Raw genomic sequence first — 14,266 nt, 5'->3', positions numbered from 1 at the left:
CCGGGAACGCCCCGGAGACCCACCCACCTCACCTCACCCCCACCCGAGAACCCCGATCAATGGAGGACCCCCATGCGTGCCGTGCTCTGGCTGCTGCTCACCGCGAGCGTCCTGGCCAACGTCTTCGTCAGCACCTTCGCCGACTGGAGCGGCGGTCTCCAGATCGCCGGAAGCGTCTGCACCGGAGCGGTCCTGCTGGGCTCCGCCGCCGGCCTGTGGCTGACGCGCGACCGGAGCGCGGCCTGACGCCGGGTCGGCGTCGCGACCGGAGCGCGGCCTGACGCCGGGTCGGCGGGGGTTGTCAGAGCGCTGCCCCACAATGGAGGACGTACCTGAGGAGGGGCAGACATGGCCGTTTGGGACGACCTGGTCGGACAGGCGCAGGTCGAGGAGCAGCTCTCGGCCGCCGCGCGGGACGCCGACGCGCTCGTGACCGCCCATGCCGCCGGAGAGCCCGACCCCGAGGCGTCGAAGATGACCCACGCCTGGCTGTTCACCGGCCCGCCGGGGTCCGGGCGGGCGACGGCGGCGCGGGCGTTCGCCGCCGCGCTGCAGTGCGTGAGCCCCGACCGGGCCATGGGCGGGATCCCCGGCTGCGGATTCTGCGACGGCTGCCACACGACGCTCGTCGGCACCCACGCGGACGTGGAGATCATCCGTACGGACCTGCTGTCCATCGGCGTGAAGGAGACCCGCGAGCTCGTCCGGCGCGCCCAGCTGTCGCCGGCGGGCGGCCGCTGGCAGGTCATCGTCCTGGAGGACGCCGACCGGCTCACCGAGGGCGCGGGGAACGTCCTGCTGAAGGCCGTGGAGGAGCCCGCGCCGCGCACGGTCTGGCTGCTCTGCGCGCCCTCTCTGGAGGACGTGCTGCCCACGATCCGCTCCCGCTGCCGCCACCTGACCCTGCGGACACCGCCGGTGGAGGCGGTGGCGGACGTGCTCGTGCGGCGCGACGGCATCGAGCCGGAGGCGGCGTACGCGGCGGCCCGCGCGACCCAGGGGCACATCGACCGGGCGCGGCGGCTCGCCACCGACGAGCGGGCCCGCGCGCGCCGGGCGGTCGTCCTCAAGCTGCCGCTGCGGGTCGCGGACATCGGCGGCTGCCTCAAGGCGGCCCAGGAGCTGGTCGACGCGGCCGCCGAGGACGCGAAGCAGGTCGCGGAGGAGGTCGACGTCAAGGAGACCGAGGACCTGAAGGCGGCGCTCGGCGCCGTCCAGGGCGGGCGGATGCCGCGCGGCACGGCCGGTGCGATGAAGGAGCTGGAGGAGCGGCAGAAGCGGCGCAGGACGCGCACCCAGCGCGACAGCCTGGACCTCGCGCTCACCGAGCTGACCGGTTTCTACCGCGATGTCCTGACGCTCCAGCTCCGCTCCCGCTCGGCCATCGCCAACGTGGACGTGCGGGACGTGCTGGAGCGGATCGCCCACGACACCGCTCCGGAGCTGACGCTGCGCCGCATCGAGGCGATCCTCGCCTGCCGCGAGGCCCTCGACCGGAACGTGGCACCGCTGCTGGCGGTGGAGGCGATGACGATGTCGCTGCGAGGCTAGGCCCTGTCGCCTCTCGCCCCCCGCACGCGATTGGACACGGTCCGTACTCGTCCGGATACGCTCCGGGAATGGACTCCAGGCGTTTGCTCCGTACGTCCGCCACGGCTCTCGCGGCCGCCGGACTGATCCTCTCCGGCTGCACGGGCGGAAGCGACGCCGCCGCGTCCCGTACGACCCAGGCGGCCGCCCCGGCGCCCGCCTCGGCCACCGTCCCGGCCGAGTCCGGGGCGCTGAGGGAGTACTACGGGCAGAAGCCGAAGTGGCGCGACTGCGGTGTGCCGGGCTTCCAGTGCGCGACGCTGCTGGCGCCGCGCGACTACGCGAAGCCGGACGGCGGCGATGTCGAGCTGGCCGTCTCGCGGGTCCGGGCCACGGGCCCGGGGAAGCGGCTCGGGTCGCTCCTGGTCAACCCCGGCGGGCCCGGCGGCTCGGCCGTCGGCTACCTCCAGGGGTACGCGGGCATCGGCTACCCGGCCCCCGTCCGCGCCCGCTACGACATGGTGGCCGTCGACCCGCGCGGAGTTGCCCGCAGCGAGCCGGTCGAGTGCCTGACGGGCCCGCGGATGGACACGTACACGCAGGTAGACCAGACCCCCGACGACACCGCGGAGACCAACGCGCTGAGCGCGGCCTTCAAGGAGTTCGCGGCGGGCTGCGAGAAGCGTTCGGGAGAGATCCTGCCGCACGTGTCCACGGTCGAGACGGCCCGTGACATGGACATCCTGCGGGCGGTGCTCGGCGACGAGAAGCTCACCTACGTGGGGGCCTCGTACGGCACCTTCCTCGGCGCCACGTACGCCGAGCTCTTCCCCGGCCGGGTCGGCCGGCTGGTCCTCGACGGAGCGATGGACCCGTCCCTCTCCGCCCTCGAACTGAACCGCGACCAGACCGCCGGCTTCGAGACGTCCTTCCGCGCCTTCGCCGCCGACTGCGTCCGCAAGCCGGACTGCCCGCTGGGCACCGAGTCGGTCGCGGCGGCCGGTGAGGCGCTGCGGGCGTTCTTCCGCGACGTGGACGCGGAGCCGGTGCCGACGGGCGAGAGCCGCGAGCTCGGCGAGTCGCTCGCCACGACGGGCGTGATCGCGGCGATGTACGACGAGGGCGCCTGGCCCCAGCTGCGCGAGGCCCTCACCCGGGCGATCGGCGGCGAGGGCTCGGGCCTGCTCGCCCTGGCGGACAACTACTACGAGCGGGAGGCGGACGGCACGTACGCCAACCTGATGTACGCCAACGCCGCCGTGAACTGCCTCGACCTGCCGCCCGCCTACGCCGCCCCCGCCGACGCGGAGAAGGCGGTCCCGTCCTTCGAGAAGGCCTCCCCGGTCTTCGGCAGGGGCCTCGCCTGGGCGGCCCTCAACTGCACCTACTGGCCCACACAGCCCACCGGCCGCCCCCATCGCATCGCCGCCGAGGGAGCCGCCCCGATCCTCGTGGTCGGCACCACCCGCGACCCGGCCACCCCCTACAAGTGGGCCCGGTCCCTGGCCGCCCAGCTCTCCTCCGGCACCCTCCTCACCTACGAGGGCGACGGCCACACCGCGTACGGCCGGGGCAGCGACTGCATCGACACGGCCATCAACGCCTACCTCCTGGAAGGCACTCCTCCGCAGGACGGAAAGCGCTGCTCATAGGCGTGATCCGGGGGCGGTCGGAGCACCCCCGGAAACTGTGTAGACTTGGCCGCGCTGCTGCACCCACGATGGGTCTGCACGGCAAGCCGCCTTAGCTCAGTTGGCCAGAGCAACGCACTCGTAATGCGTAGGTCTCGGGTTCGAATCCCGAAGGCGGCTCGGAATTACCCCAGGACTCACTCGCCGTGACCTGGGGTTTTTTCATGCCCTGATGCGGTGCGGGTGTGGCTGCGGATCCTCGGCCCGCGGCTGGGCGGGGTCGCGCGGGTTGTGCGTCTCGCACGCGTGCGCCCGCGCACCCGCGGGCGCGCGCGGATCTGCGCTCCCCTTGCTTGGGGCATTGGTCTAGTCCAAACTGAATCACTGACGAAGCCTCTGCAGAGTCGGCCGCGCACGGCCCGCAATGCCGCCGCCGGTCATGATCGACGGGTCGCGGTCATCGGATGAGGGGGATGCCATGTCAGAGAGGACGGCGGCCACGGGGCTTCCCCGGGGAGGTGCGGCAGGCGAGCCCGGCCCGTTCGGCTCACGGCTCCAGTCGTTCCGCAGACGGGCCGGGCTGAGTCAGGAGGTGGCCGCGGCGCGGGCCGGGATCAGCACCAGGGCGCTGCGCGACATCGAGCGCGGCCGGGTCCACCGGCCCCAGTCGCGCACCCTCCAGCGCCTGGCCGAGGCGCTGGGGCTGACCGGCGGTGAGCTGACGGACCTGCTGGCCACCGCCCGCACCGGGTCACCGCGCGACGCCGGCCGGCCGCGCCTGCTGATCCTCGGCCCGCTCTCCCTCCAGCGCGGCCAGACCCCCGTCCCGGTCACCAGCCCCATGCTCCGCCGCCTGCTCGGCCTCCTCGCGCTCAAGCACCCCGAGCCCGCCACCCAGCAGGAGATCACCGACACCCTCTGGCCCTCCGGGCCGCCCAGCTCCCACCAGAGCCTGATCCACACCTACGTCAGCCAGGTCCGCCGACTGCTGGAACAGGGCGGCCCGCGGATCGTCCCGCCGCCGACCGTCGCCCGGACGCCCACCGGCTACCTGCTTGAGGCCTCCCGGAACCAGATCGACCTCGGCCACTTCGACGAACTGGTGGCCCAGGCCGAGCGACTGCACCGCGCACCGGACCCGGGGGCCGCGTACGAGTCGCTGACGCAGGCCCTGCGGTGGTGGCGGGGCCCCGTGCTCGCGGACGCCGACCCGGTGCTGCGCCAGCATCCGGCCGCGGTGGTGGCCAACGAGCGGCGGGTCAAGGCGGTGCTTCTGCACGCCGACACGGCGCTGCTGCTGCGCCGGCCCGAGCAGGCCGTCCCGGTGCTGTGGGACATGGTGAACACCGAGACGCTGCACGAGGGTCTGCACGCCCGCCTGATCCTCGCCCTCGCCAGCTGCGGGGAGCAGGCCGCCGCGCTCAACGTGTTCAACCGCCTGCGCGACCGCCTCGACGAGGAACTGGGCATCGCACCCAGCGCGGAGGTCCGCGACGCCCAGCTGCGGGTGCTGCGCCAGCAACTGCCCCTCGCGCTGCGCCCCGACCGCCCCGCGCCGGCCGACCGTACGCCGCCCACCGGCCGCACGGCGCCCACCGGCCCGCTCCCGGCCCAGCTGCCCGCCAGGGCCGGCTCCTACGTCGGGCGGCGGCGGCAGATGCGCGAGCTGGACGCCCTCGTCTCGCCCGACCCGGCGCGGCGCTCGCACCTGGTCGCGGTGGTCGGCGCGCCCGGCGTCGGCAAGACCGCCCTCGCCAAGCACTGGGCGCACGCGCGGCGCGAACACTTCGAGGACGGGCAGCTCTTCGTCGACCTGCGCGGCCATTCCCCCCTCCCGACCCTGCGTCCCGGAGACGTCCTGGCGCAGTTCCTCCGGGCCCTCGGCGCTCCGCCCGACCAGGTGCCGGCGGACGAGGACGAGGCCGCGGCGCTGTACCGCACGCTGCTCGCCGACAAGCAGATGCTGATCGTGCTGGACAACGCGCGCGACGCCGAGCAGGTCAGGCCGCTCATCCCGGGCGCCCAGGGCTGCGCGGTGGTGATCACCAGCCGCAGCCAGCTCGCGGGTCTCGTCGCGAGTGACGGCGCCCGCCAGCTCGTCCTGGACGTGCTCGATCCGGACGAGGCCCGCCAACTCCTCGGCAGCACCATCGGCGAGAGCCGGGTCGCGGCCGAGGAGGAGGCCGCCCGCAGGCTCGTGCGGGTGTGCGGCGGTCTGCCGCTGGCCATCCGGATCGCCGGCGCCAACCTGCTGGCCCGCAATGCCGGCATCGCCGACTACTGCGCCGAGTTAGCGGGCGACGACATGCTCAGCCGGCTGCACATCGAAGGGGACCGGCGCTCGACGGTACGGGCCGCCTTCGACCTCTCGTACCGCGCCCTCCCGGCCGCGGCCCAGCGGATGTTCCGGCTCCTCGGCCTGATGCCCGGACCCGACCTCACCGTGGACGGCGCCGCGGCGCTGGCGGACTCGACCTCGGCCGAATCGGCCGCACTGCTCGTACGCCTGACGGCCGCCCATCTGGTGCGGGAACGGGCGGCCGGCCGCTTCGGGCTGCACGACCTCCTGCGCTCCTACGCCCGCGAACTCGTCAGCAGGGACGAGGCGCACGCCGCCCGGCAGCGGCTCTACGACTGGTACCTCTACCACGCCGACGCGGCGGCCCGACTGCTCTACCCGGCGGACTCGGCCTCGGTCCCGTCCGCCGGTACGGCGCCCTCGGCCGCGCTGGTCTTCTCCGACCACGGCCAGGCCTCGGAGTGGCTGGACAGCGAGCGGGAGAACCTGGCCGGCGCCGTCCTGCAGGCGTCCGGCGCGGGCTTCACCGCCATCGCCTGGCGGCTGGCCGAGAGCCTGCACGGCTACCTCTCGGTGCGGATGTACACGGGCGACTGCCTCAAGGTCGCGACCGCCAGCCTCTTCGCCGCCGTCGCCGACGGCGAGCTGCGGGCCCAGGCCGCCGCCCAGTTGCGGCGCGCCGAATGCCACTGGGTGCTGGCGAACAACGCGCAGGCGCTGGAACTCTTCGGCAGCGCGCTGGAGCTCGCACGCCAGGCGGGCTGGGCCGACGGCGAGGCGCTGGCACTGCGCCGCATCCGAGCCGCGCGCCAGGAGAACGGCTCCATGGGGCCGGCCTGCGACCACCTCCCCCAGACTCGTGGAATCGCCCGGCGCGGCGACCGGGCGGAGACCGCCGACGAGGTCACCAACGCGGGGCCGATCCGCTGAAGGTGTCGATCAACTGGCAATCAGCAAAGCGCAGTTGACCTAGTCACGTGCCAGCCGGGCGGCAGAACGACCACTCCGGCAGTTGCACACGTTCTGCCGGTTCCTGCGGGCCGGTCCGCGGCGACCGGCAGAACCGTAGGTCAGCCCCGGTGCGCTCCGCCGGGACCGGCGTTCCGGAGGCTTCCGGTCCTCTGGTCCGGCTGTAGGAGACCGACCAGGCGGGGCCCATACGGTGGCCGCACCGCAAGGCCGTTCCCCGTGCCGATCCATGAGGTGACGCGTTGCCACAGCTCACGGTGGCCTTCGCCGTCACCCGCGCGGGGTGCGTTCAGGCCCCTCTCCTTCGGTCATGCCCGCAGCATCCGCGCGATCAGAAAGGTGACGATGGAATTCGCGGCACAGACCCCACGTCAGGAAGCCCGGCGCGCCGACGAGGTGAACGAGTTCGTGGTCGCACTCTACGAACACACCGTCGGACGTGCCGACTTCAGTCCGTCCGGGATCGCCCAGGAGCTGGGCGTCCCGCAGCCGCGCGTCGAGCAGGCGATCGGCATGCTGCGCGAACTGCGCCTGGTCAAGCCGGCGGAGAGCGCCGCGGGCCGGCTGGTCGCGGTCAGCCCGGAGGCAGCCCAGATGGAGCTGCTGGTCCCCCTGGAGCGGGAGATCCTCGACAGCCGTCACCGACTCGCGGGATTCAAGGGGCAGTTGAGCTCCTTCGTGGCAGCCTTCGAGAAGCAGTCCAGGACCCGCGCCGAGTCGGTGGTGATCACCGACGACCGCGAGGAGATCGAGCTGCGCCTCCTCGAGGCCGCGCAGAGCTGCACCACCGAGGTCCTGGTGATGCAGCCCTGCGTGGCCCGCGAGACCCCCGAGTTCCGGCTGGCCCGGCCCCTGGTGCTGGAGGCGGTACGGCGCGGAGCGCAGGGACGGATCCTCTACCCGCACACCGCCCGCGGCGACTCCGACACCCGCGCGCACCTCGGCGAACTCCTGCCCGCGGGCGGGCAGGTGCGCACCACCAACGAGGTGCGCGACCGCTTCCTGGTCTTCGACCGCAAGACGGCCTTCATCCCGGCCGGCGAGGGCGACGCGATCGCCGTCGTCTACGAGGGCGCGGTCGCGGCCTTCCTGGCCGGACTGCACGCCCGGGTCTGGGAGTCCGCGTTCGACTTCGACTCCGGCGCGGCCGGCTACGCGGGGACGATGGGCGACCTGAAGGCGACCCTGCTCGACCTGCTGGCCTCCGGCGCCAAGGACGAGGTCATCGCGCGCCGGGTGGGCATGTCCGAGCGGACCTTCCGCCGCCATGTGGCCACGATCATGCAGGACTTGTCGGCCTCCAGCCGCTTCCAGGCCGGTGTGCTGGCCGCCCGGACCGGCCTGGTCGACCTGGCCGTGAGGAGCGCCGCATGAGCCGCTACGACCGACTCGCGTACACCTCGGCGGTGCGCCGGGTCCAGGAGGAGATGGGCAGCGCTTCGGCGACCGACCGCCGCCTGCGGGAGCCGGTGGAGGAGGCCGAGCCGCTCACCGAGGCCGCCGCGGGCTTCATCCGCGGCCTCGACGGCTTCCTGTTCGCCAGCGTGGGCGAGACCGGCTGGCCGTACATCCAGTTCCGGGGCGGCCCGCCGGGGTTCGTCCATGTCCTGGACGCGCACACCCTCGGCTATCTGGACGTCCGGGGCAACCGGCAGTACATCACCACCGGCAACGTGCGGGCCAATGACCGGGTCGCGCTCTTCTTCATCGACCACGCCCGCCAGACCCGCCTCAAGCTGTTCGGCCACGCCACCGCCGTCCAGGCCGACGAGGACCCCGCGCTCGCCGAGCGCCTGGCCTCGCCGCGTACCGGTGGCACGGTCGAACAGCTCGTCACCATCCGGGTCGAGGCCTTCGCCTGGAACTGCCCCAACCACATCACCCCCCGCTTCAGCCAGGACGAACTCTCCGACGCCCTGGCCCCGATCCGCGATCGCCTCGCGCTGCTGGAGCAGGAGAACGCCACCCTGCGCGCGGAACTCGCGGAGCACCACGACGGTGTCAGGCCGGACTGATCCGGCCGCCGTTCCCCGAGAGCGCCCGACTGTCTCCCGTGACGGGCCGACCCGCCCGCTGGCCGAATTCGGCAGCCGGTTTCGGGCATTGATGGACCCCGCGCCGGAATCCATTCTTGGATGAGCAAAGAGCCCTCGAAGCGAACGGAGACATCGCGCGATGGTCAGCGACGTGATCGACCGAAACGACCGGTTCCGGGGAATTCTGGACCGACTCGCCACCAAGTCGATCGACGACTACTACAACCCGTACCGGCTGTTCGAGTGGCCGGACAAGCTTCCCGAGGACATGTGGTGGATGAGCCCCGAGCTCACCACCACGTACGGGACGGAATGGGCCGAGAAGCTCACTCCGCAGCAGCTCCACACGCTTTCCAAGCACGAGAGCATAAACTTCTACAGCCTCAATGTGCACGGCATCCGGGAACTGCTCATCGAGGTGGTCGCCCGAATCCACACCGCCGGTTTCGAAACGCCTTCTGAGTTCTTCCACCATTTCATCGGTGAGGAGAACGAGCACATGTGGTTCTTTGCCGAATTCTGCCTCCGCTACGGCGGGAAGATCTACCGGCAGCCGGCCGGCGGCGCGGAGGTGGCCGGCTCCTCGGCCAAGGTCCAGAGCCTGCTGGTCTTCGCCCGGATCCTGATCTTCGAGGAGCTGGTCGACCACTTCAACTCGGCGATGGCCGAGGACGAGCGGCTGCACGAGACGATCCGCGGCATCAACCGGATCCACCACCAGGACGAGTCCCGGCACATCGCCTTCGGCCGCGAACTGGTCGGCCTGCTCCACCAGGACCTGAAGGAGACCGCCACCGAGCAGGAACTGGACGACATCTCCACCTACCTGCGCCGCTACCTGAAGCACAGCTTCGACTCCCTCTACCACCCGCAGGTCTACCGCGACGCCGGCCTGGAGAACCCGCACGAGCTGCGCCGGTCCCTGATGGAGTCGCCGGCCCGTGCCGAGGCCGAGCAGCGCACCTTCCGCAAGACCGCCAAGTACCTCGAGAAGACGGGACTCATCCGATGAACCGCCTGACCGGGAGCGACGGCGCGCCCGCACTGGCCATCCTCGGGCCGCAAGCCACCCGGCTCGTCAAGGAGCTCGACCGGGTCTTCGCCGGCTGGGGTCTCGCGGCCGGAGCCGAGGAGATCAGCGCCCCGCCGCTCTTCCCGGTGCCCGACCTGGAGAAGTTCGACGTCTACACCAACTTCCCCCAGCTCGCCTGGGTGGCCGGCTCGCTCGATCTGACGGAAGACCAGTTCAAGCCGGTGGACGGCCGGTTCGGCCCGGGAGCGGTGACCGAGGCCCGGTACGGACTGCCGCACGCCACCTGCTACGGCGCGTACCTCTTCCACGAGGGCGAACAGGTCGCCGACGACACCCTGGTGACCCTGGTCAACCGCTGCTTCCGCAACGAGGACCACTACGGCGGGCTGCGCCGCCTCGCCAGCTTCCAGATGCGCGAGATCGTCGCACTCGGCGGCTTCGACCACACCCAGCAGGTGCTGGCCCGCTTCACCGAGCGGATCCAGGCCTTCGCCGCCGCGCTCGGGATCGAGCTCGGCAAGGTACCGGCCGGAGACCCGTTCTTCCGCAACGACAACGGCCGCGCCCTGATGCAGAAGCTCAGCCCGGTCAAGTACGAGTTCCAGTACGGCGACCTGGCGATCGCCTCCGTCAACACCCACCGCAACTTCTTCGGCGAGCGGTGCGGCATCCGGCTGGAGTCCGGCGAGCACGCCTACACCTCCTGCGTGGCCTTCGGTCTCGAGCGCTGGCTGGCCGTCCTGACCGAGCACTTCGAGGAAGACCTCGACGCCGCGCTGGCCGCCGTGAGCGCCGCCGCCGACCCGTCGTGACCCGACCTGCCGTCACCCCAACCGCCGTAACCCCACCTGTTGTAACCCCGCCCGCCGTCACCCCAACCGCCGTAACCCCACCTGTTGTAACCCCGCCCGCCGTCACCCCGCCCGCCGTCACCCCACCTGCCTTAACCCCGCCCGCCGTCACCCCGCCCGCCGTCACCCCACCTGCCTTAACCCCGCCCGCCGTAACCCCGCCCGTCGCGCCCCGACCCGTCGTGGTCCAGCCACTCATCGGCGTCGACCTCGTGCCGTTCTCCCGGGTCCGCGAACTGCTGGACCCCGGTATCGGCCTGCTGCTCAAGCGGTACCTCTCCGCCGAGGAGCTGAGCGTCTCCCGCACTCCGGACGGCGCACCCGACCAGGCCGGGATCGCCGGACGGCTGGCCGCCAAGGAGGCCGTCTTCAAGCTCCTCGGCGCCGTCGGAAGGCCGGTTCCCTGGCAGGGCATCGAGGTCCTGCGCGGTCCCGGCGGCCGACCCGGGGTCCGACTCTCCGGCAGGGCCGCCGAGTTGGCCCGTGACGCCGGGCTCGGCCCGATCGACGTCAGCATCAGCCACGACGCCGGCTTCGCGATCGCCGTCGCGGCCTCCTCCACCTCTCTCGATCACCACAACTCGCTGGAACAGCGACTCTGAAGGGAATGCCATGAGTTCCGCAGGTATCGACAAGGTCCGGGACTGGATCCTCGGCCGTCACCCCGAGCGCACCGAGCTCGCCGCCGACGTCGACCTCATCGAGAGCCGGCTGGTCGACTCGCTCGCCTTCGTCGAGCTCGTCTACACCATCGAGGACGCCGCGGGCGTCGAGATCGACTTCGACAACATCGACATCGAGGACTTCCAGACCCTCGCGACCATCGAGAAGGCGTTCTTCGCCTGATCCCGAGGAGGGATCTTCACCATGGATGCTGTCTCGTACACCGCACAGTGGATGGCCGCGGCCCGCGCGCAGGAGTCCGAGCGAGAGGACGCGCTCTTCGTCGACCCGCTGGCCAACGACCTGGCCGCGCCCAGGGGCTTCGAGCTGATCGAGCGCTACGCGGGCGGCGGCCTGCTGCCGTTCATCTCCATCCGGACCAGGTTCCTGGACGACGCCATCCGGGACGTCCTCGCCGAGAGCGGGATCCAGCAGGTGGTGCTGATCGCCGCGGGCATGGACACCCGGGCGTTCCGGCTCGACTGGCCGGACGGCACCGAGCTCTACGAGGTCGACCACGCGCTGCTGATCGCCGAGAAGCGCCGCCGGCTCGACGCCCTCGGGGCCGAGCCGCGCACCGACCGGCGCGAGGTGTCCGCCGACCTCACCAAGGAGTGGCTGCCCGATCTGGAGGCCGCCGGCTTCGACCGCAACCGCCCCACCCTGTGGATCGCCGAGGCGCTGACCTTCTTCCTCACCGAGGAGCAGGCCGCCGGACTGCTCCGGCTGCTCGCCTCCGCCTCGGCCCCCGGCAGCCACCTGGCCTTCGACATCCTCGGGCGCGCCCTGCTGCGCAGCCCGTTCTCGAAGCGCTTCCTGGACAACCTCGCCGCCGACGGCACGCCGTGGATCTTCGGCACCGACGAGCCCGAGGAGTTCCTGACCGCCAACGGCTGGAAGACCACCGACCTGCGCGAGCCCGGTCAGCCCGGCGCCGGCGAGGGCCGCTGGCCGTACGACGTCCAGCCGAGGGACCGCCGCGGCGCCAACCGGCTGTGGCTGATCCGCGCCGAGATCGCGACGGCCTGATGAGCCTTCCGACCACGGAGCGCCGGATCACCACGGAGCGCCGGATCACCCTGGAGCGGATCGAGTCGTACCTGCCCGAGCGCAGCGTGCGCATCGAGGAGCTGGGCGAGCGGCTCGGCCTGCGCCGGGCCGAGCTCGGGGTGTTCCGCAAGTTCTACGGCCTGGACACGCTCCGCTTCGACCCCGAGCTCCCGCTGCTCGACCTGCTGCGGCCCGCCGCGCGCGGCGCCCTGGCCGCCCTCCCCGACGGCGGCCGGGTGGACTACCTGGCGTACGCCCACACCACCCAGGCGGTGGCCCCGGCCGACGTGGACATCGCCCAGGTGGTCGGCGAGGACCTGGGCCTCGCGGACACCGAGGCCTTCGGCCTCAGCCACCAGGCCTGCGTCAGCAGCCTGGGCGCCATCGAGGTCCTCGGCGAGCTGCTCCGCGCGGAGGGCGGCGAGGGCGCGTACGCCCTGATGGTCACCGGTGAGCAGGCGTACTCGCCGATCGTCCAGCACGTCCCCAACACCTCGATCATGGCGGACGCCGCGGCCTCCTGCCTGATCACCCTGGACGGCGACGGCGACGTGGTCCGGGCCTTCGCCACCCGGACCCTGGGCGAGTACGCCCAGTGGCTGGAGCTGACCGCCGAGCAGAACACCCGGTTCGGGGAGCAGTACGGCAGCAGGATCGCCGAGGTCATCCACCAGGCCGTGGCGGAGGCGGGGCTGACGCTCGACGAGATCGACCTGGTGATCCCGCACAACGTCAACAAGCTGGCCTGGCGGCAGACCATCAAGGAGCTGGAGGTGGCGCCGGAGAAGGTGTTCCTGGACAACGTCCCGCGCTTCAGCCACACCTTCGCCTCGGACGTCTTCGTCAACTACACCACCCTGCGGGACGCCGGCCGGCTGGTGGACGGCGCGCACTACCTGCTGGTCTCCGTCGGTCTGGGCGCCACCTTCGGCGCGATGGTGATCACCCACCGGGCGGGGGGCGAGAACGGATGAACCGCCAGGAGATTCTGCTGACCATCGAGAAGGCGCTCAGCGAGGTCCTGGAGCGGCCGATCAGCGGACTCACCGAGGAGACCGCGCTCTTCGACGAGCTGCAGCTCGAATCCCTCGCCGTGCTGGGCCTGCTGATGACCGTCGAGGAGGCGACCGGGATCTCGGTCGACCCGGAGGAGCTCGACATCGACCACCTGCGGACCATGCGGTCCTTCGCCGACTACGTCGAGGCCGCACTCCGCGAAGCAGAGGGGACGTCATGAGCGGACTCGCCGTCCGGGCCGCCGCGGCGGTGCGCTCACCGCAGGGCCGGGGACCGGGCGACACCACCCCGGCCGCGCTCGACTACTACCGCGACCTGCTCACTCCCTTCGGTGAGAAGCCGGACGAGGAGCTGCTGAGCCGCGGCGCGCACGTCCACCACCGCGACCTCGCGGACCTGCTCGTCGCCGACGACGGCGTCGGCCGGAGCAGGCCGGAGCTGCTGATCGTCACCCACGCCCTGCCGGACGTGGTGCCGTTCACCGCCGTCGCGCCGCATCTGACCGGCCGCCTCGGCGGCCGGGCGACCAACTTCGCGATCGGCCAGCAGGGCCTGGCCGCACCCTTCACCGCGCTGCGGATCGCCTCGGCGTACCACCGCGCGGGGCGGGCCGCGGAGGTGGTCCTCGCGGTGCTCGAACAGACCACCCTGCCGACGGCCTTCCCACTGGTCCAGGAGACCCCGCTGGTCGACTCGGCCGCGGCGCTGGTCCTCGGGGCCTCCACCGGGGCCGGCCTGCGGTTCGTCCGGGCGCACTCGGCCGGTTCGGCGGCGACCGCCCTCGGCGGGAACACCCTGGGCCAGGACCTGGAAGCCGAGGACGGCACGCTGCTCGTCCTCGGCCCCTGGGTCACCGAGGACGTCCCGGAAGCCACCGCGGTGCACCGGGTCGCCCCCGGCAGCTACTGCACGAGCCTCTGGCTGGAGCTGGCCGACCACTGGCAGGAGTGGCAGCGGGCGTACCGGCGGGTCGTGCTCTGCGACACGGACCCGCGCACCGGCCGCAGCCACGTCGCGCTCTTCGCCCACGGCGAGGGGTGACTTCCGCGCGGCCCCCAGGGGTGAGCTCGTCCACCACGTCCCCGCCGTGGTGGACGGGCTCACCCCCGGTTGGCCGTACTCGCCCCTCGTACCGGGCGTTTCGCCGGGTCGTGCCCGGCCTCGACAGACATCGGACAAGGCAAACC

General features: G+C 72.3%; 14 protein-coding genes and 1 tRNA gene. All 15 read left to right on the top strand.

The features are described 5' to 3' along the window. The first annotated feature begins 72 nt into the window (after nucleotides 1-72). Nucleotides 73-246, top strand: coding sequence for a hypothetical protein (locus OG361_RS18250; RefSeq protein WP_405854852.1), 174 nt, complete (start codon nucleotides 73-75; stop codon nucleotides 244-246). A gap of 102 nt (nucleotides 247-348) precedes the next feature. After that, nucleotides 349-1,551: a DNA polymerase III subunit delta' gene (locus OG361_RS18245; protein WP_405854850.1), complete on the top strand. Its 1,203-nt coding sequence runs from the start codon at nucleotides 349-351 to the stop codon at nucleotides 1,549-1,551. A 68-nt stretch (nucleotides 1,552-1,619) separates the two neighbouring features. Beyond that, nucleotides 1,620-3,182: an alpha/beta hydrolase gene (locus OG361_RS18240; RefSeq protein ID WP_405854848.1), complete on the top strand. Its 1,563-nt coding sequence runs from the start codon at nucleotides 1,620-1,622 to the stop codon at nucleotides 3,180-3,182. Between the two features lie 85 nt (nucleotides 3,183-3,267). Then, nucleotides 3,268-3,341 (top strand) — tRNA-Thr (locus OG361_RS18235). A gap of 298 nt (nucleotides 3,342-3,639) precedes the next feature. Then, entirely contained in the window at nucleotides 3,640-6,390 is a 2,751-nt protein-coding gene (locus OG361_RS18230; protein WP_405854846.1) for a BTAD domain-containing putative transcriptional regulator, read from the top strand. Between the two features lie 384 nt (nucleotides 6,391-6,774). After that, the gene (locus OG361_RS18225) at nucleotides 6,775-7,803 is read left to right on the top strand and encodes a LuxR family transcriptional regulator (RefSeq protein ID WP_405854844.1); all 1,029 of its coding nucleotides are present in this window, start codon (nucleotides 6,775-6,777) and stop codon (nucleotides 7,801-7,803) included. Beyond that, nucleotides 7,800-8,444, top strand: coding sequence for a pyridoxamine 5'-phosphate oxidase family protein (locus OG361_RS18220; RefSeq protein ID WP_405854842.1), 645 nt, complete (start codon nucleotides 7,800-7,802; stop codon nucleotides 8,442-8,444). The genes OG361_RS18225 and OG361_RS18220 overlap by 4 nt, the downstream gene beginning before the upstream one ends. Nucleotides 8,445-8,604: 160 nt before the next feature. Further along, entirely contained in the window at nucleotides 8,605-9,477 is an 873-nt protein-coding gene (locus OG361_RS18215; RefSeq protein ID WP_405854840.1) for a diiron oxygenase, read from the top strand. Then, nucleotides 9,474-10,310: a hypothetical protein gene (locus OG361_RS18210; RefSeq protein ID WP_405854838.1), complete on the top strand. Its 837-nt coding sequence runs from the start codon at nucleotides 9,474-9,476 to the stop codon at nucleotides 10,308-10,310. The genes OG361_RS18215 and OG361_RS18210 overlap by 4 nt, the downstream gene beginning before the upstream one ends. 221 nt (nucleotides 10,311-10,531) lie before the next feature. Beyond that, nucleotides 10,532-10,951 (top strand): holo-ACP synthase, encoded by a 420-nt coding sequence (locus tag OG361_RS18205; protein WP_405854836.1) that lies wholly within the window; start codon nucleotides 10,532-10,534, stop codon nucleotides 10,949-10,951. Between the two features lie 10 nt (nucleotides 10,952-10,961). Beyond that, a complete protein-coding gene (locus tag OG361_RS18200; RefSeq protein WP_024755837.1) occupies nucleotides 10,962-11,195 on the top strand; it encodes a phosphopantetheine-binding protein in 234 nt (77 codons plus the stop codon). A gap of 21 nt (nucleotides 11,196-11,216) precedes the next feature. Then, complete coding sequence (locus OG361_RS18195) at nucleotides 11,217-12,041, top strand: class I SAM-dependent methyltransferase (RefSeq protein ID WP_405854834.1); 825 nt, start codon at nucleotides 11,217-11,219, stop codon at nucleotides 12,039-12,041. Further along, nucleotides 12,041-13,036 (top strand): 3-oxoacyl-[acyl-carrier-protein] synthase III C-terminal domain-containing protein, encoded by a 996-nt coding sequence (locus OG361_RS18190; protein WP_405854832.1) that lies wholly within the window; start codon nucleotides 12,041-12,043, stop codon nucleotides 13,034-13,036. Before OG361_RS18195 ends, OG361_RS18190 begins: the two co-directional genes overlap by 1 nt. Further along, nucleotides 13,033-13,299, top strand: coding sequence for an acyl carrier protein (locus OG361_RS18185; protein WP_405854830.1), 267 nt, complete (start codon nucleotides 13,033-13,035; stop codon nucleotides 13,297-13,299). The genes OG361_RS18190 and OG361_RS18185 overlap by 4 nt, the downstream gene beginning before the upstream one ends. Then, the gene (locus OG361_RS18180) at nucleotides 13,296-14,120 is read left to right on the top strand and encodes a hypothetical protein (RefSeq protein ID WP_405854828.1); all 825 of its coding nucleotides are present in this window, start codon (nucleotides 13,296-13,298) and stop codon (nucleotides 14,118-14,120) included. Before OG361_RS18185 ends, OG361_RS18180 begins: the two co-directional genes overlap by 4 nt. Nucleotides 14,121-14,266: the final 146 nt, after the last annotated feature.

The organism is Streptomyces sp. NBC_00090 (assembly GCF_045160815.1).
Classification (GTDB): Bacteria; Actinomycetota; Actinomycetes; order Streptomycetales; family Streptomycetaceae; genus Streptomyces.
This window is presented reverse-complemented; position numbering and strand designations above follow the sequence as displayed.

Coding starts and splice junctions, on each gene's coding strand:
- OG361_RS18250 (WP_405854852.1), top strand. CDS start 73: ATGCGTGCCGTGCTCTGGCTGCTGCTCACCGCGAGCGTCCTGGCCAAC.
- OG361_RS18245 (WP_405854850.1), top strand. CDS start 349: ATGGCCGTTTGGGACGACCTGGTCGGACAGGCGCAGGTCGAGGAGCAG.
- OG361_RS18240 (WP_405854848.1), top strand. CDS start 1,620: ATGGACTCCAGGCGTTTGCTCCGTACGTCCGCCACGGCTCTCGCGGCC.
- OG361_RS18230 (WP_405854846.1), top strand. CDS start 3,640: ATGTCAGAGAGGACGGCGGCCACGGGGCTTCCCCGGGGAGGTGCGGCA.
- OG361_RS18225 (WP_405854844.1), top strand. CDS start 6,775: ATGGAATTCGCGGCACAGACCCCACGTCAGGAAGCCCGGCGCGCCGAC.
- OG361_RS18220 (WP_405854842.1), top strand. CDS start 7,800: ATGAGCCGCTACGACCGACTCGCGTACACCTCGGCGGTGCGCCGGGTC.
- OG361_RS18215 (WP_405854840.1), top strand. CDS start 8,605: ATGGTCAGCGACGTGATCGACCGAAACGACCGGTTCCGGGGAATTCTG.
- OG361_RS18210 (WP_405854838.1), top strand. CDS start 9,474: ATGAACCGCCTGACCGGGAGCGACGGCGCGCCCGCACTGGCCATCCTC.
- OG361_RS18200 (WP_024755837.1), top strand. CDS start 10,962: ATGAGTTCCGCAGGTATCGACAAGGTCCGGGACTGGATCCTCGGCCGT.
- OG361_RS18195 (WP_405854834.1), top strand. CDS start 11,217: ATGGATGCTGTCTCGTACACCGCACAGTGGATGGCCGCGGCCCGCGCG.
- OG361_RS18190 (WP_405854832.1), top strand. CDS start 12,041: ATGAGCCTTCCGACCACGGAGCGCCGGATCACCACGGAGCGCCGGATC.
- OG361_RS18185 (WP_405854830.1), top strand. CDS start 13,033: ATGAACCGCCAGGAGATTCTGCTGACCATCGAGAAGGCGCTCAGCGAG.
- OG361_RS18180 (WP_405854828.1), top strand. CDS start 13,296: ATGAGCGGACTCGCCGTCCGGGCCGCCGCGGCGGTGCGCTCACCGCAG.